Annotated in this window: 11 protein-coding genes; 6 read left to right on the top strand and 5 right to left on the bottom strand. The window is 73.5% G+C overall.

Going from position 1 to position 18980, the window contains the following annotated elements; all coding sequences use genetic code 11:
- Nucleotides 1–174 precede the first annotated feature (174 nt).
- The gene (locus AC060L_RS31115; RefSeq protein WP_483802306.1) at nucleotides 175–621 is read left to right on the top strand and encodes an ArsR/SmtB family transcription factor; all 447 of its coding nucleotides are present in this window, start codon (nucleotides 175–177) and stop codon (nucleotides 619–621) included.
- A 7-nt stretch (nucleotides 622–628) separates the two neighbouring features.
- On the opposite strand, the gene sbnB is transcribed toward AC060L_RS31115, so the two are convergent.
- From sbnB to AC060L_RS31100, 3 genes are read right to left on the bottom strand one after another with little or no spacing between them, the layout of a single operon-like run.
- On the bottom strand, nucleotides 629–1666 hold the full coding sequence (gene sbnB, locus AC060L_RS31110; RefSeq protein WP_483802305.1) for a 2,3-diaminopropionate biosynthesis protein SbnB: 1038 nt from the start codon (nucleotides 1664–1666) through the stop codon (nucleotides 629–631).
- Nucleotides 1660–2805, bottom strand: coding sequence for a 2,3-diaminopropionate biosynthesis protein SbnA (sbnA, locus tag AC060L_RS31105; protein ID WP_483802304.1), 1146 nt, complete (start codon nucleotides 2803–2805; stop codon nucleotides 1660–1662). The genes sbnB and sbnA overlap by 7 nt, the downstream gene beginning before the upstream one ends.
- A 6-nt stretch (nucleotides 2806–2811) precedes the next feature.
- A complete protein-coding gene (locus AC060L_RS31100) occupies nucleotides 2812–3030 on the bottom strand; it encodes an MbtH family protein (protein ID WP_483802303.1) in 219 nt (72 codons plus the stop codon).
- A 211-nt stretch (nucleotides 3031–3241) separates the two neighbouring features.
- Between AC060L_RS31100 and AC060L_RS31095 the strand changes: the two genes are divergently transcribed.
- Nucleotides 3242–13012, top strand: a complete 9771-nt coding sequence (locus AC060L_RS31095; protein ID WP_483802302.1) for a non-ribosomal peptide synthetase — start codon at nucleotides 3242–3244, stop codon at nucleotides 13010–13012.
- A 103-nt stretch (nucleotides 13013–13115) separates the two neighbouring features.
- Nucleotides 13116–13475, top strand: a complete 360-nt coding sequence (locus AC060L_RS31090; protein ID WP_483802301.1) for a VOC family protein — start codon at nucleotides 13116–13118, stop codon at nucleotides 13473–13475.
- A gap of 80 nt (nucleotides 13476–13555) precedes the next feature.
- Here the strand turns inward: AC060L_RS31090 and AC060L_RS31085 are convergent, their stop codons facing one another.
- Both AC060L_RS31085 and AC060L_RS31080 read right to left on the bottom strand, forming a co-directional pair.
- Nucleotides 13556–14440, bottom strand: coding sequence for a hypothetical protein (locus tag AC060L_RS31085; protein ID WP_483802300.1), 885 nt, complete (start codon nucleotides 14438–14440; stop codon nucleotides 13556–13558).
- Nucleotides 14437–15906, bottom strand: a complete 1470-nt coding sequence (locus AC060L_RS31080; RefSeq protein ID WP_483802299.1) for an MBL fold metallo-hydrolase — start codon at nucleotides 15904–15906, stop codon at nucleotides 14437–14439. Before AC060L_RS31080 ends, AC060L_RS31085 begins: the two co-directional genes overlap by 4 nt.
- 573 nt (nucleotides 15907–16479) lie before the next feature.
- On the opposite strand from AC060L_RS31080, the gene AC060L_RS31075 reads away from it, so the two are divergent.
- From AC060L_RS31075 to AC060L_RS31065, 3 genes are all read left to right on the top strand, one after another.
- Nucleotides 16480–17751: an NsdA family TPR-like regulatory protein gene (locus tag AC060L_RS31075; protein WP_483802298.1), complete on the top strand. Its 1272-nt coding sequence runs from the start codon at nucleotides 16480–16482 to the stop codon at nucleotides 17749–17751.
- Entirely contained in the window at nucleotides 17748–18326 is a 579-nt protein-coding gene (locus AC060L_RS31070; RefSeq protein WP_483802297.1) for an N-acetyltransferase family protein, read from the top strand. Before AC060L_RS31075 ends, AC060L_RS31070 begins: the two co-directional genes overlap by 4 nt.
- 106 nt (nucleotides 18327–18432) lie before the next feature.
- Nucleotides 18433–18980 (top strand): AMP-binding enzyme (locus AC060L_RS31065; RefSeq protein WP_483802296.1); only part of this gene is annotated, 548 nt, incomplete at its 3' end.

Here is an 18980-nt window from a genome sequence, read left to right as displayed (position 1 = left end):
GAAGGTTAATGCCCGTCAGCAGCGTCGCAGCAGGTCCCCGGGGTGTGACCTTGACCTCGCTGCACCCGACGTTGCTCAGAGTGCCGCGGCGCGGGGCACGAGGGGCTGGGCCCGCCGGTGACCGGCCGCGGAGCGGTGCCGGGCGGTGCCGGGACGTGGTGGAGAATGGCCCCCATGCATCTGGTTCCGGAGGACCGCGCGCACCGGCGCGCGATCGACGAGCACACCGTCTGCGACGCGATCGCCGGCATCGGCGACCTGGAGACGGTGCGCGGCTGGGCCGCGCGCTTCTCGCTGCTCGCCGAACCGGGCCGCCTCGCGCTGCTGCTCGCGATCCACCGGGCCGGCCCGATCGCGGTCTCCGACCTCGCGCTGGCGACCGGGATCAGCGAGACCGCGGTCTCCCAGACGCTGCGCCTGCTGCGGGTCTCCGGCACGGTTGCCGCCACGAAGGACGGCCGGGTGGTCCGGTACCGGCTGCTCGACACCGAGACGGCGGCGCTGCTCGACTCCGTTCCGGGTGGCGAGTCCGGACATCTGACGGTTTGTCCGGATCGTGCGGAAGTGGACGCGAAAGCGGAAGGGGCGCCCACCGCCGAGGGCGCCCCTTCCGCGGGCTGAGCCGAGGTCACTCGGCGCCGGGCAGGAATCCCGTCAGCCGGGTGCCGAGGCCCAGCCGGTCCGCCGTGCGGTGCACGAGGTCGGCCACGGCCAGGTCCAGGATGCCCAGGCCGAACGGGGAGAAGACGGTCAGCGCGGCCTCGTCCCGCTCGAACGGCTCGCCGCGCTCCAGCAGCTCGCCCAGCGAGCCGGTGATGAAGTCGCGGTGGCCGACCTGCTGCTCCGCCAGGTGCAGCGAGGTGGCCTCGCGGCAGACGTGGTCGGCGTCATCGACGATGTTGACGCTGGACAGGATGGTCTGCGGCGTCAGGTCGCGCAGCGAGAGGTGAAGCAGCAGCGTGCCGGGGCGGCAGGCCGTGACGTCCAGGTGCGGGACGGACGCCGTGGTCGCCAGCGCGACGAGCCGGTGCGCGGCGAGCGCGTCGTCGATCCCGTCGGCGACGGTGACCTTCAGCTCCGGCCAGCGCGCCGTGCAGCGCTGCGCGAACTCCTGCGCCCGGTTCTGGGCGAGGTCGAACAGCGTGACGGTGTCCAGCTCGGGCAGCAGCGTCCGCAGGAAGACCAGCACCTGGAAGTTGATCACCCCGCAGCCGACCAGCGTGACACCGGTCTGCGGCTCCCGGGGCGCCAGGGTGGCGGCCGCCAGCGCGGCGCTCGCGGCGGTGCGCCGGGCGGAGATCAGCGAGCCCTCCAGGAACGCCTCGGGGTGCCCGGTGCTCATCGAGTTGAGGATCAGCGCGGCGGAGGCCCGCTCCAGCCCGGCGGCGACGTTGCCCGGGAAGGACGAGATCCACTTCATCCCGGCCACCGCCGCGCCCGCGTCTTCGTTGCCGTCGCCTGAGTCCGCGTCAGCGTCGTCGCCCAGGTACGCGGGCAGTCCGATGATCCGGTTGCGGGCGTCCTGCGGGAAGCGCAGGAACACCGAGTGCGGGACGGCCGTGCGCCCGCGCGCGTGCAGCCGGTACGCCCGGCTCACCGCGCCGACCACCTCCTGCTCCGCGCCGTCGAGAACCTGCCGGACGTCACCGGCCCCGAGGATCAGCATGCTGCCACTCCCGTCACGCTGTTCTTGTCCTTCCAGAGGTGCGAGACGTCACCGAAGTGCCCGGTGACCCAGTCGTCGTCGTAGATCGTGTCGAGGTAGCGCTCGCCGCGGTCGGGCAGGATCACCGCGCAGCTCGCACCCGCGGGGATCCGCTCGCGCATGCCGTGCATCGCGGCGAGCACGGCCCCGGCCGAGCCGCCGGCCAGGATCGACTCCCGCGCGGCGAGCCGGCGGCAGTGCACGACGCAGTCGAGATCGGCCACGTGCACCACCTCGTCCGCCAGCCGGTCCTGGTACAGCTTCGGCCGCACGGCCGCACCGTGACCGGGGATCAGCCGGGGGCCCGGCGCGTTGCCGAAGATGACGCTTCCTTCGGCGTCCACCGCCACGATGGTGACCGGTAGCCGGTTGGCCCGCACGTACTCCGCGCAGCCGCGCAGCGTGCCGCACGAGCTGGTCGCGCAGAACAGGTAGTCGAGCCCGCCGGGCACCGCCTCCCAGATCTCCCGCATGGTGGTGTGGTGCGCCTGCGGGTTGAGCACGTTGGAGTACTGGTCGGGGCAGTACGCGTGCTCCATGCCCGCGACCAGCTCCCGCACCCGCCGGATCCGCACCGGCAGGTACTCGCCGGTCGCCGGGTCGGTGGTCGTGACGACCTCGACCTCGGCGCCCAGCGCCCGCATGATCGCGAGGTTCTGCCGGTTCGTCCGCGGGTCCACCACGCAGATGAAGCGGATCCCGTAGTAGCCGCAGACCTGCGCGAGGCCGATGCCGAGGTTGCCCGAGCTCGACTCGACGACGGTCGAGCGGCCGGGGACGACCTGCCCGGCGCGGATCGCGGCGCGCAGCATCTCCAGCGCGGAGCGGTCCTTGATGCTGCCGCCGGGGTTGTGGGCCTCCAGCTTCGCGTAGCTGCGGAAGTGGCTCGCCGGGTCGAGCCTGGTCAGCTCGACGAGTGGCGTCGCCCCGATGGTGCCGAGCACGCCGCGGTGCAGGGTGGGGTGCCCGGCTGTGTGCCCGGACGTGTGCCCGGACGTGTGCCCGGACGTGTGCCCGGACGTGTGCGCGGTGGTCGGTGGTGCCGAGGGCAGGGGTGAGTGCTGCACGTCCGGTTCGGACGGCACGGCAAGTGTGGTCATCGCCGGCTATCCGAGCGCCGGCTGCTCCATGCGCTGCCGCAGGCTCAGCGGGCGCATGTCGGTCCAGACCGTGCCGATGTGGGCGAGGCACTCCTCGCGGCTGCCCCGGGTGCCCTCGGCGTGCCAGCCGAGCGGCAGCTCCCGGTCCGCGAGCCAGATCGAGTACTGCTCCTCGTCGTTGACCACGACGAGGTAGGGGCGTGTGTCGGCGTGTTCCTCGGCCATGAACGGCTCTCCTCGACGGAAGACGGGGGCGAATCGGTACGGGGTGAGCGTGCCCGTCCGCCGGCGCGCCGACCAGAGACAAACGTGCAGCAGGACCGGCAACCGACCGCTGCCGCTCCGTCCCTGGTGCCGGTCGGCGCCGGGCAGCAGGCTTCGCAGCGGACGCGCTGTGCGTCCGTTTCGTGTTCGTGGAATCCATGGAGGTGGCCGGGTGGAGAGCGACGACAGCCTCGGGGGTGCGGCGCGCGTGACCGGTGTGACGCGCGTGACCGGGGCGAGCGGCAGGGCGGCGTCGTTCGCGCAGCAGCGGCTCTGGTTCCTGGACCGGCTGCGGCCCGGCTCGCCGGACTACCTGCTCCCGCTCGCGCTGCGGATCCGCGGCGGCCTCGACGGCGAGGCGCTGGCCGGCGCGCTCGCCGCGATCGTCGAGCGGCACGAGGTGCTGCGGACCCGGTACCTGCCGGCCGGCGACGGCACCGTGCGCCAGCTCGCCGACCACGCGGGGGTCGCGCTGGAGCGGCGCGAGCTCGGGGGTGGTGCGAGTACCGACGGCGCCGCGGCGCGCGACGCGCGGGTGGCCGAGCTGGTCGAGCGGGAGCTGCGCCGCCCGCTGGACCTCGCCGAGGAGCCGCCGCTGCGGCTGCTGCTGGCGCGGCTGGCCGAGGACGACCACCTGCTGCTCGTGGTGGTGCACCACATCGCGTTCGACGGGCTCTCCTGGAGCGTCTTCGGCGCCGAGCTGGCCGCCGGCTACCGCGCACGCACCGCTGACGGCGCTGCCACACCGGCGGCCCTGGCGGCCTCGGCAGCCCCGGCGCCGCTGCCGATCCAGTACGCCGACTTCGCCCAGTGGCAGCGCGAGCGGCTGACCGGCGCCCGGCTGGACCGCCAACTCGACTACTGGCGCACCCGGTTGGCCGACCTCGCGGCGCCCGCGCTGCCGACCGACCGCCCCCGGCCGCCGGTCTGGGACGGCGCCGGTGACGTGATCCGGTTCGAGCTGCCCGCCGAGGTGGTCGCCGAGGTGGACCGGTTCGCCCGGGGCCGCCGGGCGACCCGCTTCATGGTGCTGCTCGCGGCGTTCCAGGCGCTGCTGGGCCGCTGGAGCGGACAGCAGGACATCGCGGTGGGCACCCCGGTCGCGGGCCGCACCCGGACCGAGGCCGAGGGCCTGATCGGGCTCTTCGTCAACACCGTCGTGCTGCGCGGCGACCTCTCGGGGCAGCCGACCTTCGGCGCGCTGCTGGACCGGGCCCGCGCGGATACGCTCGGCGCGCTGACGCACGCCGAGGCGCCGTTCGAGCTGATCGTGGACGAGCTCGCGCCCGAGCGCGACCTGTCGCGCAACCCGCTGTTCCAGGTCTCCTTCTCGCTGAACAACGCGCCCACCGCGCCGATCACGCTGCCCGGCCTGGAGACCGAGCTGGTCCGGACCCCGCTGGTCGGCTCCCCGTTCGACCTCGCGCTCGACGCGGACGTGATGCCCGACGGCAGCCTGAACGCCCGGCTCCAGTACGCGACCGCGCTCTTCGACCGGCCGACCGTCCAGCGCCTGGCGGACGGGCTGCGCCGACTGCTGGCCGGCGCGCTGGCCGAGCCGGACCTGCCGGTGCACCGGATCGAGCTGCTCGCGGACGACGACCGGCACACGCTGCTGGAGAAGTACAACGACACCGCCGAGCCGATGCCGGAGAGCTGCCTGCACGAGCTGTTCGCGGCGCAGGCCGCGCGCACGCCGGACGCGATCGCCGTGCGCAGTGTCTCCGGCGGTGTGTCCGACGGCATGCCGGGCGGTGGGTCCGGCGAACCGGCGGCGCAGCTGACGTACCGCGAGCTGGACGGCCGGGCGAACGCGCTCGCGCACCGGCTGCGCGCGGCCGGCGTCGGTCCCGAGACGCTGGTCGGCGTCTGCCTGCGGCGCCGGCCCGAGCTGGTGGTGGCGCTGCTCGCGGTGCTCAAGGCGGGCGGCGCATACCTGCCGCTGGTGCCGGAGCACCCGGAGCTGCGCCGCTCCGCGCTGCTCGCCTCGGCCGGCGTCGGGGTGCTGGTGACCAGCGAGGACCTGCGGCCGGCCGACTGGCGGGGCCACTTGGTCACGGTCGGATCCGAACCGGTGGCGCAGGCCCCGGAGCCGGGCGCCGTGCCGGAGACTGTAGCGCCCGACAATCTCGCCTACGTGATCTTCACGTCCGGCTCCACCGGGCAACCCAAGGGCGTCATGGTGACGCACCGCAACCTGGTCAACTACGTGCTCTGGGCGGCCCGGACGTACCTGTCGGCGGGCAACGGCACGCCGCTGTACTCGCCGGTCGCCTTCGACCTGCCGGTCACCTCGCTCTTCCCCGCGCTGCTCACCGGCGCGGCCGTCACGCTGACGCCCGACGACGGCGCGCCCGGACTCGACGCGCTCGTCGATGCGCTCTCCCGGGAGAGCTTCGACCTGCTCAAGCTCACCCCGACCCACCTCGGCGTGCTGGGCCGCGAGTTGCCCGCTTCGGCGCTGCGCACCGCCGCGCCGCACCTGGTGGTCGGCGGCGAGCTGCTGACCGGAGCGATGCTCGCGCCCTGGCAGCAGCACGCGCCCGAGACCGTGGTCTTCAACGAGTACGGGCCGACCGAGACGACCGTCGGCTGCTCGGTGCTGGTACGCCGGGCGGCGGAGTTGCCGCCGGGCCCGCTGGCAATCGGCGACCCGATCGCCAACACCCGGATGTACGTGCTGGACGGCGAGTTGCGCCCGGTGCTGCCCGGCACGGTCGGCGAGCTGTACATCGGCGGCGCCCAGCTGGCCCGTGGCTACCACGGGCGCAGCGACCTGACCGCCGAGCGCTTCGTGCCCGACCCGTTCGCCACGGTGCCCGGTGAGCGGCTCTACCGCAGCGGCGACCTGGTGCGCCACCGGGCCGACGGGAGTGTGGAGTTCGTTGCCCGGGTGGACACCCAGATCAAGATCCACGGGTTCCGGATCGAGCCGGCCGAGGTGGAGGCGGCGCTGCTCGCGCACCCGGCGGTCCGCGAGGCGGCCGTGCTGGCGCACGGGACCGGCGCCGCGGCCCGGCTGGTCGCCTACCTGGTGCCGGCCGGTGACGCCGCGCCGGACCCGGAGGAGCTGCGGGCCCGGCTGCGCCGGGTGCTGCCCGCGCACATGGTGCCCGCGCAGTACGTCGCGCTGCCCGCGATCCCGCACACCACCAGCGGCAAGGTGGACCACCGGGCGCTGCCCGACCCGGCCGTCCACCGGCTCGGCGCGGACGGCGCCAGGGTGGCGCCGCGGACGCCGACCGAGCAGGCCGTGGCGGAGCTCTGGGCCGAGCTGCTCGGACTGCGACTGCCCGAAGTCGGCGTGCACGACGACTTCTTCGCACTCGGCGGCAACTCGCTGCTGGCGATCCGGCTCGCGTTCCGGCTGCGCGAGCTACTGGCCGTCGAGGTGCCGCTGGCCACGGTCTTCGGCGCCGGCACGGTGGCCCGGCTCGCCGAGGCGATCACGGCGGCGGACGGCGGTGCGCCCGAGGGTGCCTCGGACGGCGAGCCGATCCCGAGCGTGCCGCACGACCGCCCGCTGCCGCTCTCGTTCGCCCAGCAACGGCTCTGGTTCCTGGACCGGTTGGCACCCGGTGCGACCGACTACCTGGTGCCGTTCGCGCTGCGGCTGCGCGGCCCGCTCGATCGGCCCGCGCTGCTGGCGGCGCTGGACCGGCTCACCGAGCGGCACGCGGTGCTGCGCACCCGCTTCGTCGAACAGGACGGCGTGCCGCACCAGTTGATCGACCCGGCCGCACGGATCCCGGTCGAGCTCGTCGAGGCGGCGGACGAGGAGGCCGCGCTGCGGCTGCTCCAGGACGATCTGCGGCGCCCGTTCGACCTCGCCACCGAGACCCCGGCCCGCGCGATGCTGGTCCGGCTGGGCGAGCACGGGCATGATCATCTCCTACTGCTGACGCTGCATCACATCACCTCGGACGGCTGGTCGGTCGAGGTGCTCGCCGAGGAGCTGACCCGGCACTACGCCGGGCTGCCGGTCGAGCCGCTGCCCGTGCAGTACGCCGACTACGCGGTGTGGCAGCGCGCGGCGGCCGAGACCGAGGCGTTCGCCGAGCGGCTGGACCACTGGTGCGCCCGGCTGGCCGGGCTGACCCCGCTGGAGCTGCCGACCGACCGCCGCCGCCCCCGGGTGCGGGACTGGCGCGGCGACCGGCTCGCGGTCGAGCTGCCCGCCGAACTCGGCTCGAGGGTGGACGAATTGGCCCGCCGGCACGGCGCGACGCCGTTCATGGTGCTGCTCGCCGGGTTCTACGCGCTGCTCGGCCGGTACACCGGGCAGCAGGACCTCGCGGTCGGCACCGCGGTCTCCGGCCGGACCCGGCCCGAGACCGAGGGCCTGCTCGGGTTCTTCGCGAACACGCTGGTGCTGCGCGGCGATCTGTCCGGGCAGCCGACGTTCGAACAACTGCTGGACCGGGTCCGGGCGATGGCACTGGACGCGTACTCGCACGCCGACGTGCCGTTCGAGCGGATCGTCGAGCAGCTGGCGCCCGAGCGCGACCCGTCCCGCAACCCGCTCTTCCAGGTGATGTTCGAGCTCGGCCAGGTCCGGGACGGCGGCTTCGAGTTGGCCGGCCTCGACGTCGAGCAGCTCGGACTCTCCTGGCCGATCGCGAAGTTCGACCTGATGCTCTCGGTGCAGCGGCAGCCCGACGGCGTGCTGCGCTGCGGCTTCGAGTACGCGACCGCGCTCTTCGACCGGGCCACCGTGCAGCGGCTGGCCGGGCACTACGGCCGGCTGCTCGCCGCCGTGCTCGGCGACCCCGCGCTGCCACTGGACCGGGTCGACATGCTGGACCCGGCCGAGCGCCACGAGCTGGTCGCCGGCCGGCGGGACACCGCCGTCGCCCGGCCCGATCGGTGCCTGCCCGAGCTGATCGCCGAGCAGGCCGCCCGGACGCCGGACGCCACCGCGGTCGTGTTCGGCGACGAGACCCTGAGCTACGCCGAACTCGACGCCAGGGCAGCCAGGTTGGCCCGGCACCTGGACGCGCTCGGGGTCCGCGCGGAGACGCCCGTCGCGGTGTCGCTGCGGCGGGACGCCGACCTGGTCACCGCGCTGCTCGCGGTGCACCGGGCCGGCGGCACCTACGTGCCGATCGACCCGAGCCACCCGGCCCAGCGCCGCGCGTACGTGCTGCGCGACAGCGGCGCGAAGGTGCTGATCAGCCAGTCCTGGATCCGCGACGAAGCGCTGCGGCCCTTCGGCGCCGACGGCCTGGGCACCGACGATCTGGGCACCAACGCGCTGGACGGCGTCCGGCTGGTGCTGCTGGACGAGGACGCGGCGGTCATCGCCCGCCGCGGCACCGAGCCGCTGCCCGCCACCGATCCGGCCGCCGCCGCGTACGTCATCTACACCTCGGGCTCCACCGGCCGTCCCAAGGGCGTCGCGGTGAGCCACGAGGCGATCCGCAACCGGGTGTTGTGGACGGTCCGCGAACACGGCCTGGGCGCCGGCGACCGGGTGCTGCAGAAGACCACCGTCGGCTTCGACGCCTCGGTCTGGGAGTTCCTCGCGCCGCTGGTCGGCGGAGGCACGGTGGTGGTCGCCGAGGACGGCGTGCCGCGCGACCCGGCCGCGATGGTCCGGGCCGTCATCGAGCACCGGGTCACCGTGCTGCAGCTCGTCCCCTCGGTGCTGCGGATGCTGGTGCAGCAGCCCGAGTTGCGCGACTGCGCCACCCTGCGGCTGGTCTTCTGCGCCGGTGAGCCGCTGCCCGCCGAGCTCTGCGACCGGCTCTTCGGCCTGCTGCCGGTCACGCTGGTCAACACCTACGGCCCGACCGAGTGCGCGATCGACGTCACCTCCTGGCGCTGCGTCGCGGGCGAGCCGGGCGAGTTGGCGCCGATCGGGGAGCCGCTGGACAACACCAGGATCCTGGTGCTGGACGCCGACGGCGGCCTCGTGCCGGTCGGCGTGCGCGGCGAACTCTGCGTCGCGGGCGTCGGCTTGGCGCGTGGCTACGTCGGGCGGGGCGATCTGACCGCCGAGCGGTTCACCCCGAACCCGTACCCGGCGGTGCCCGGCGAGCGGCTCTACCGCACCGGTGACCTGGTCCGGCGCCGGGCGGACGGCTGCCTGGAGTACCTCGGCCGGGTGGACCGGCAGGTCAAGCTGCGCGGCATCCGGATCGAGCCGAGCGAGATCGAGGCGGTCCTCTGCGAGCACCCCGGGGTTGCGGCCGCGGCCGTCGGCGTCTACGGCGACCAGCAGCTGGTCGCGCACCTGGTGCCGGCCGGCGAACTCGTTTCCTCCGAGCCGGAGTTCACCGCCCAGCTGCGCGCCCACCTGACCGAACGGCTGCCGGAGGCGATGGTCCCCGCCGTGCTGCGGATCCTCGACGCGCTGCCGCTGACCGCCAGCGGCAAGGTCGACCGGGACGCGCTGCCCGGCCTCGACGGCCTGGTCGCCGACGCGTACGTGCCGCCGCGCGGACCGGTCGAGAGCACGGTCGCGGCGGTCTTCGCCGACGTGCTGGCGCTGGACCGGGTCGGCGCGCACGACGACTTCTTCGCGCTCGGCGGCCACTCGCTGCTCGCCACCCGGCTGGTCTTCCGGCTGCGGGCGGCGCTCGGCGCCGAACTGCCGGTCGCCGAGGTGTTCGCCCGGCGCACCGTGGCGGGCCTGGCGGCGCTGCTCGCCACACCCGGCGCGCTCGCGGCCGACACCGTCGGCCCGGTCGTGGCGGTGCCCAGGACCGGCGCCGCGCCGGCGCCGTCCGCCGCGCAGCGCCGGATGTGGTTCCTCGACCAGCTCGAACCCGGCAGCGCCGAGTACCTGGTGCCGCTCGTGCTGCGCCTGCGCGGCCCGCTGGACACCGGCGCGCTCACCGGCGCACTGGACGACCTGGTGGCCCGTCACGAGGTGCTGCGCACCCGGTACGCGGCGCCCGACGGCTTCCCGGTCCAGCTGATCGACCCGCCGGCCCCGCTCGCCGTCGTCCCGGTGGACCTCTCCGGCCTGCCGCACGGGCAGGCCGCCGAGCGCGCCGAGCAGCTGCTGCGGGCCGAGACCGCCCGGCCGTTCGCGCTGGACCGGGAGGCGCCGCTGCACGTGCTGCTGCTCCGGGTCGATCCCGAGGAGCACCTGCTGGCGCTCACCGCGCACCACATCGCGGTGGACGGCTGGTCGATCGACGTGCTCACCCGCGACCTCGGGCAGCTCTACCGCGCCCGGCTGACCGGCGGTCCGGCGCTGCCCGAACCACCCGTGCAGTACGCCGACTTCGCGGCCTGGCAGGAGCGCTGGGAGCAGAGCCCGGAGCCCGAGCGGCACTTGGCGCACTGGCGCGAGCGGCTGGCCGGCCTGACCCCGCTCGAGCTGCCGACCGACCGGCCGCGACCTGCCGTGCGCGACCCGCGCGGCGAGCTGCTGAGCGTGGACGTGCCGGCGCAGACCGCCGAGGCGGTCACCGCGCTGGCCCGGCGGCACGCGGTGACGCCGTTCGTCGTGCTGCTGGCCGCGTTCGACGTGCTGCTCGCCCGGTACACGGGGGAGAGCGACATCTCGGTCGGCACGCCGGTCGCCGGGCGCACCCGTCCGGAGGTCGAGGAGGTCGTCGGGACCTTCATCAACACCGTGGTGCTCCGCGCCGACCTCGGCGGCGACCCGAGCTTCACCGCGCTGCTCGACCAGGTGCGCCAGGACGTGGTCGGCGCCTACAGCCACCAGGACCTGCCGTTCGAACGCCTGGTGGACGAGCTGCAGCCCGAGCGGGACCTCTCCCGCAACCCGCTCTTCCAGGTGATGTTCGAGCTCCAGCACGCGCAGCGCACGCCGCTGCGGCTGGACGGGATCGCGGTGGAACGCGTCCCGTCGCCGTGGCGGACCGCGAAGTTCGACCTGACGCTCTCGCTCGGCCACCGCGCCGACGGCAGCCTGACCGGTCTCTTCGAGTACGCCACGGCGCTCTTCGACCGGGCCACCGTGGAGCGGATGGCCGGGCACTACCTGCGGCTGCTGCGCGCCGCGACCGAGAGCCCCGAGGCGCCGATCGGCCGGCTCGCGATGCTCACCGAGCCCGAGCGCGAACTGCTGCTGGACACCTGGCAGATCGATACCTGGAAGGCTGCCGCCGAGCCCGATCCGGTCGGCTGCGTGCCCGCGCTCTTCGAGCGCCGAGCGGCCGCGCAGCCGACCGCCGAGGCGGTCGCGTTCGGGGCGGACGGCCTGAGCTACCGCGAGCTCAACGAGCGCGCGAACCGCTTGGCCCACCACCTGATGGCGCTCGGCGTGGGTGCCGAGAGCCTGGTCGCGGTCTGCCTGGAGCGCGGCACCGAGGTGGTCGTCGCGCTGCTCGCGGTGCTCAAGGCGGGCGGCGTGTACGTGCCCGTCGATCCCGAACACCCCTCGGAGCGGCTCGCGTTCATGCTCGCCGACGCCGGGGCGAAGGTGGTCCTGACGGCCGAGCGGTACGCCGAGCGGCTCGCCGGGGCCGGCTGCCCGCTGGTCCTGCTCGACGGCGCGGACGAGGCGGCGCGGATCGCCTCGTGCCCCGCCGACAACCCGCCGGCGCAGGCCGGTCCGGACGAGCTCGCGTACATGATCTTCACCTCCGGCTCGACCGGCCGGCCCAAGGGCGTGCTGATCGAGCACGGCTCCTACGCCCACCACTGCCGGGTGATCGCCGAGGCGTACGGCATCCGCCCGGACGACCGGGTGGTGCTGCTCTCGGCCCTCACCTTCGACGTGGCGATGGACCAGATCGCGGCGACGCTGCTGGCCGGCGCGACCGTGGTGGTCGCCGACCCGCTGTTCTGGAGCCCGGCCGAGCTGCCCGAGCGGGTCGCCGAGCACCGGATCACCATCATGGAGATCACGCCCGCCTACTACCGCGAGGTGCTGCGCCACATCGAGCCCGGCGACCCGCGGCTGCTCGGCCTGCGCCTGATGAACGTCGGCAGCGACGTCGTCACGGTCGATGACGCGCGCGGCTGGGCGGCGACCGGGCTGCCCGGCCGGTTCCTGTGCAACTACGGGCCGACCGAGGCGACCGTCACCTGCGTGCTGCACCCCGTCCCCGGCGCCCCGGCGGGCCGCGGCGAGGCGGCTCTGCCGATCGGCCGCCCGGTGCCCGGCACCCGCGCGTACGTCCTGGACCGGGACGGTGACCCGGTGCCGGTCGGCGTCGCCGGTGAACTGCACCTGGCCGGCGTCCGGTTGGCCCGCGGCTACCACCGCAGGGGCGCGCTGACGGCCGAGAAGTTCATCCCGGACCCGTTCGGCGACGTGCCCGGGGGCCGGCTGTACCGCACCGGCGACCTGGTCCGCTACCTGCCGGACGGCACGATCGAGTTCCTCGGCCGGATCGACCACCAGGTCAAGCTGCGCGGCTTCCGGATCGAACTCGGCGAGATCGAGGCCGTGCTGGCCCAGCACCCGGGGATCCGCGCGGTCGCGGTGGTGGCCCGGGACGTGCAGCCGGGGGACCGCCGGCTGGTCGCCTACCTGGTCCCGAACGGCGACGCGGCGCCGGACGTCGCCGAACTGCGGGCGTACGCGGGCGCGCGGCTGCCCGAGTACATGGTGCCATCGCTCTGGTCCACGCTCCCCGAACTGCCGCTCACCTCAAGTAAGAAGGTGGACCGCAAGGCCCTGCCCGCCCCGGTCGCCGACCGCCTCGCCGACGAGACCCCGTACGCCGCGCCGAGCGATCCGACCGAGCAACTCATCGCCGAGGCCTGGGCCGAGATCCTGGGCATCGCGCGGATCGGCGTGCACGACGACGTCTTCCTGCTCGGCGCGCACTCGCTGCTGGTCACCCGGGTGCTGGCCCGCCTGGTCGCCGTCTTCGGCGTGACGATCCCGCTGCGCCGCCTCTTCGAGGCGACCACCGTGGCGACCCTGGCGGAGGTGGTCCGCGAGGCGGTCGAGGCCGACATCGCGGAGCTGACCGACGAGGAGGTCGCCGAACTCCTGGCCCAGGAGGGATAGCCTGCGCTCACCGGATGCGTTGTGTGTGGCCGTTGCCCAGTGCTCCTGTGTCGGCCCCACGCGAAGGGGCCAGCGCGCTTACGATGACGAGCGGGAGGCTGCGTTGTTCAAGAACATCCGCACGGTGATGGTGTTCGCGCTGGATCCGGGGGCGTCCGCCCGATGGTGGGGCGACCTGCTGGACGTGCCGGTCAAGACGGAGGTCAGCGAGTCGGGCGCGGTCTACGCCTGGGTTGAGCACGACAGGGTCGAGCTGGGCTTCCACCCGGTGGACGACGAGCGCAACGCCAGGGGTGGCAGCCCGGTCGTGTACTGGTCGGTGGATAACGTGGACCGCGCGCGGGAGTGGCTGCTGGCGGCCGGCTGTGAGCACCATCGCGGCCCGCTGGAGATCGAGCCGGGGCGGCGCATCGCCCAGCTGCGCGACCCGTTCGGCACGGTGATCGGGATCGACGGCCCGTAGGGCGTGACCGCACGACCGAGCGCCCCCGCTGCGAACCGTCTGGTCTTGGGTTCGGGCGGGGGCGCTCGGTGTTGGGGGTATCACTCGTCCAGGCCGTGCAGGCCGCGCAGTCCGGTGGCCGTTGCGAACGCGCGCAGCGCTTCCTTCAAGCTGCTGGTGGTCCAGCTCGCGCCATGCGCGGCGACCGCCTCCAGGTAGAGGTCCCGGACCCGGCTGGCGGGGATCGAGTGCCCGGCCTGACGGTAGACGGCGGGCAAGGTGACCAGGTCGATCAGCCCGGTTACGTCCGGTCGGACGGTCTCCACATCCAGCAGCACCAGTTCGCCGGTATCGCGCCGGCGCAGGTGCTCGGGCTTGAGGTCGAGGTGTCCGAGTGGCACCAGGCCGGGCCCGTAGGCGTCCTGCTGCATCGCCAGGACCTCGCTCCACGCGGCGGTGTCGGTGATCCAGTACGGAGCCGGGGCGAGGAGCTGGCGGCCGACACCGAAGGGAGCCATCGCCTCGGCGGCGACCGCGCCCAGGCGCAGCGAGGCGGTGTGCACTGCGGCGACGCACTCGGCGAGCGCGGTGACGGTGTCCGGTCTGGTCCAGTCGGCTGCCTGTGGGAGGTACTCCAGCAGCAGGGACCGGGTGTCCTCGCCTTCTGCGTGAAGGCGGGCGACCGGGGCGGTGCCGGTGAGCAGGTCGTAGGCGAGGCTCTCGCCGGCGAACGCGCCTGGGTCGGCGTGCAGCTTGAGGATCTGCGGGCCGGTGGGGGTGTGCACGGTGAACACGGCGGCGGTGTACCGGGCGGCCACCAGGCGTAGCGTCCCCGCGATGCCGGGGTGGTCGGCGTCCAGGGCCTGCTGGGCGCGGCCCAGCAGGCTCACTTCGTCGGTGGGCATCGGGGTGGCCAGCCACCCGGTGGGGCGGATGCGGGCCAGGCCCGTCAGGGCCTCGGCGGCGGTGGCCGGCGCTGCCGTCACCGGGTACCGGCCGGCGCCGGGAGGATGTGGCGGTAGGACAGGGCGGCCAGGTCGGGGCGCTGGTGCTCGCCGTAGATGCGGAAGAAAGCGTAGACGGGGCTGTCCAGCGGGGCTCCGATGCTCCAGCACTCCATCGCGCCGCCGGCCACGTCCCAGACCTGCAGGCGGCCCTGGAGCAGCGCCGTGTAGTCCTGGAAGAACACCTCGGCGCCGAACGGGTAGACGGTCATGGCGTCCTCGCGGTCGGTGGCCTCGACCCGCACGAAGCTCGCGGTGGTCAGGTCCCAGGCGAACTGCAGGAGTTCGCCGCCGGGGCCGTCCTTGAGGCGTAGGACCATGCGGTGTGCACCCAGCGGGCCGGTCAGGTACTCGTGGATGCTGGTGGCCACGGCGCCGGTGCCGGTTGCCAGCAGCTCTCTGCCAAGCCGGGGCAGTTCGGCCTCGACCAGGGCCAGCGCCCGGTCCCAGTCGGCGGGCGGCTCGGCCAGCGGCGCGAGCTCGGCCGTGCCGGGGTCCGTGAGAAATCTGGCGTGCGCGACCAGGGCCTCGTACTCGAAGTCCTCGTCGATGCGCAGCCATCCGACCTGACCTCGGGTGACCTTCTCGTCTGCCGATGCTGGAACGGTCAGACGGTCGCCCGGGCGCGGTCCGTGAACGTCGAAGAGCGGCTGCAGGCTGTTGGCGGCCGCGGCCATGGCGGGGTGGTCGGAGTAGAGGAACGGGCCGTGCGGGCTGCCGGGCGGCAGGAACCCGTTGCCGCACAGCGTGACGTCGGCTGTGCCGGGCAGCGGGGCGAGGACCTCCAGGAGCAACTGGTTCAGGACGGCCAGGCCGGTCTTGTGTCGGGTGCCGTCCAGGCCAGGCAGCAGGTTCACCGAGCTGGCGGGCATACCGGGGGGCACGATCTGGGAGTTGTTGGAGACCACCGCCATGCGCGGGGTGGGTTCGGTGCCCTCGGCGATGGCCTGCAGGTACAGGTCGGAGGGGTCGGCGTCGACCGCGATGAACACCGAGGGGCCGTCGGCGACCTGCATGCACGGCTGGACGACGCGGTCCTCCCACCAAAGGGTCTTGGCGCCGGCCGGATATAGCGTGAGGCGGAGCTGGCCGAGCAGGACTGCGGCAGTGTGGTCGATCCGGTGCACGGTGAACCCGAGCCGGGTGATGACCTCTTCGACGGCTGCGGGCAGCAGCGGGCCGCTGTAGACAGGCACAGTGCGCGGCAGCAAGTCGAGCGAGGGCAGGTGGAAGTGGTCCAGATGCTCGTGGGTCAACACGATGGCGTCCGGGGTCGGCATGAGGCCGGTGTCGATCTCGCGTGGTGGCCAGACCCGGCACTCGGCCCGGCCGGGCAGCCCGAAGTGCGTCTTGAGGACGGGGTCGATCAGCACGCGGTGGCCGCCGCCCTGGACAAGCCAGGTCTGGTGGCCCAGGAATGTCAGCTCCAGGCGGGTGTCGGTGTTCACGGCACTTGTCTCCTTTGTGGGTGGGCCCGGGCAGGCCGGCCATCGCGGCCGGCCCGCCCGGGTGGTGCTCAGTGGTGGTAGGTGTGTGGGGCGGCGGTCAGCGCGCCGGTGCCCACCAGTCGGGTCACCTTGGCCTGCAGGGCGACCAGCTTCTTCGGGTCGAGCTTCACAACGGTGTTCTTCTTCATGACGAACTCCTCCTTCACGGGAGTGTTTGTTGTGGTGCAGTCGGCAGGGCTGCCGACGTTCAGGGGCGTCGAGCGACGCGGGTGACGGTTGGTCAGGACGATGGCCGTCCCAGCGTCGCCGCGAGCAGGCCCGCCTCGGTGAGCCGCCCGGGCCGCACTGGCAGGTGCAGCCAGCGGGCATACCGGAACTCCGTCCTTCTCGTCGCGGGGGACAGCTCGGGCACGGCATATGGGCCGAGCCGCCACACCAGTTCAGCGCCAGAGCGCCACTGAGTCGAGGTCAGATCTGAGGACATGTCAGCGGTCATCTGTCACTCGGCGGTACATTGCCATCGCTCAACGTGTTCCCGAACCGCTACCGTCTCCCTCGGACCGGAGGTGCCGCATGGATGAGCCCACGCCAGGGAACACGCTGTTCGTCACCGCGCGGATCCGGCACGGCTGGCACACCCAGGAGGACTTCGCCGCCGCCTACCGATCCCACGCCCTGGCGATCAGCGAGGCTGCGGACATCTCGGTGCGCCAGGTGCGGCGCTGGGAGTCCGACCGCCCCGGCTGGCCCCGCCGCGACGCGAGACGGGTTTTGAGCAGCATCTTTGGCGGCATCGACTTGACGGAGCTCGGGTTCGTTCGGCCCGACACCAGGCGGCGTCCGGACCCACCGCACCAGGAACAGGAGGACGACGTGAACCGCCGCAGCCTCCTCCTACTCGGCGCTGGCGCGCTCGCCACCACCGTCCTGCCAGCCGGCCGGATCACCCCGGACCACGTCCGCAGCCTCCACGACGCCGAGCAGACGCTCTACGACGCCGACCTGCGCCACGGTTCGGCGCAGCTGCGCAGCCAGGCCGCCCACGCCCTGAACGCCGCGCACGCCTGGCTGCAGACGGGCAGCTATACCGAGGAGATCGGTCGTCAGCTCCACATCGCCACTGGCGAGCTGAGCGTGGCGGTAGGCTGGCTCGCTCACGATTCCGGCTTGCCAGGCAAGGCCCGCTCGTTTTACACCGAGGCGCTGGCCAGCGCCCGTATGGCCCGCGATCTCGGCCTGGAGGCGCACTCCTTTGGCTGCATGTCCCTGCTCGCCCATGCCACCGGCCATCCCCGCGAAGCCGTCGCCGCCGCCCAAGCCGCCCAGCAAGCCACCGGTCCGCTCGGCTCCCCGCGCTGGCTGTCTCTGCTGCATATGAGGGAGGCCCGTGGCTGGGCCCGCCAGGGCGACAGCGCCGCCACTGATCGGGCCGTGGTCCGTGCCCACCACCTCTATGCCGAGGGCCCGGCTGAAGGCGACCCGGCCTGGATCGATTTCTACTCACCCGGCGAACTGGCCGGCCTCGAATCGCTTTGCCGCGCCGACCTCGGCCAGCACGACCGCGCTGCCGCAGGCGCCGAACAGGCCGTTCTCCTCACCGGCGACGGCCACGCCCGCAACCGGTCCCTCTACACCGTGGACATCGCGCTGCACCACCTGAACAGCACGCGACCCGATCCGGAGGCCGCAGCCGACGCCGGCCACCGCGCTCTCGCCTACCTGCCCAATGTCCAGTCCCAGCGCCTGGAGCGAGCCCTGCGCGACCTCGTCAGCGCCATCACCCCGCACCGAACCCGAGCAAGCGCCGACTGGCTCGACGCTTACCAAGACGCCACCGCCGGATGACCACGACCGAGGAGAAGAACATGACTGAGCAGCCGACCCGCCTGGAGACCACCATGCGCCGCTACGGTCCGGGCGATATCCCACCTCTCCTCGACACGCTCGCCGAGGTCTGGACCGACGCGCACCAGGGCAACCGCGAGACCGCCGAGGCCGGGTTCGACGCCGATAGCCTCCGCCGGCAGATCGCCGGCCACGCCAAGCGCGACGGCTTCACCCTCATAGCCGGCTACCGTGACGGTGAGCTGGTCGGGTTCGGCTACGCCTTCCCCGCTACCCCGACCTACTGGTATGGCGAGCAGTTGCTCCCCTCCATTCCCGAACCTGCTCGTACCACCACCAGGTTGATCGGGGTGTGCGAGCTGGCCGTCCGCCCCGCTTGGCAAGGTCACGGAATCGGCACCGCCCTACACGCCGAGCTCCTGCGGGTCCTCGCCCCCGATTGGGTCTCGCTGCTCGTCATGCCCGGCAATCAGGCGGCGCGGCGGCTTTACGACCGCCTCGGCTACACCTACGTCGGGCCCTACCAGGCCAGCACCGGGCCGGTCCTCGACCTGCTGCTCTGCGCCGTCAGCTGACCACCTATCACTGCCGCAAGCAGTGAACGTCCCACGCGGCGCAGGTTCGCGAGGCCGATGCCCGGTACCCGCCGCATCGGGGTCGTACGAGTCCAGGCCGAAGAAGTTGGAGAGCATTGCGACGGCGTACCCGGTGGCGCGCGGCCTTGGCCAGCTCCACCAAGCCCTCGGCCGGATCGACCACCAGGTCAAGCTGCGCGGCTTCCGGATCGAACTCGGCGAGATCGAAGCGGTGTTGGCCCAGCACCCGGGGATCCGCGCGGTCGCGGTGGTGGCCCGGGACGTGCAGCCGGGGGACCGCCGGCTGGTCGCCTACCTGGTCCCGAACGGCGACGCGGCGCCGGACGTCGCCGAACTGCGGGCGTACGCGGGCGCGCGGCTGCCCGAGTACATGGTGCCATCGCTCTGGTCCACGCTCCCCGAACTGCCGCTCACCTCAAGTAAGAAGGTGGACCGCAAGGCCCTGCCCGCCCCGGTCGCCGACCGCCTCGCCGACGAGACCCCGTACGCCGCGCCGAGCGATCCGACCGAGCAACTCATCGCCGAGGCCTGGGCCGAGATCCTGGGCATCGCGCGGATCGGCGTGCACGACGACGTCTTCCTGCTCGGCGCGCACTCGCTGCTGGTCACCCGGGTGCTGGCCCGCCTGGTCGC

The sequence above is a fragment of the Kitasatospora sp. NEAU-69 genome, from assembly GCF_057158765.1.
This window is presented reverse-complemented; position numbering and strand designations above follow the sequence as displayed.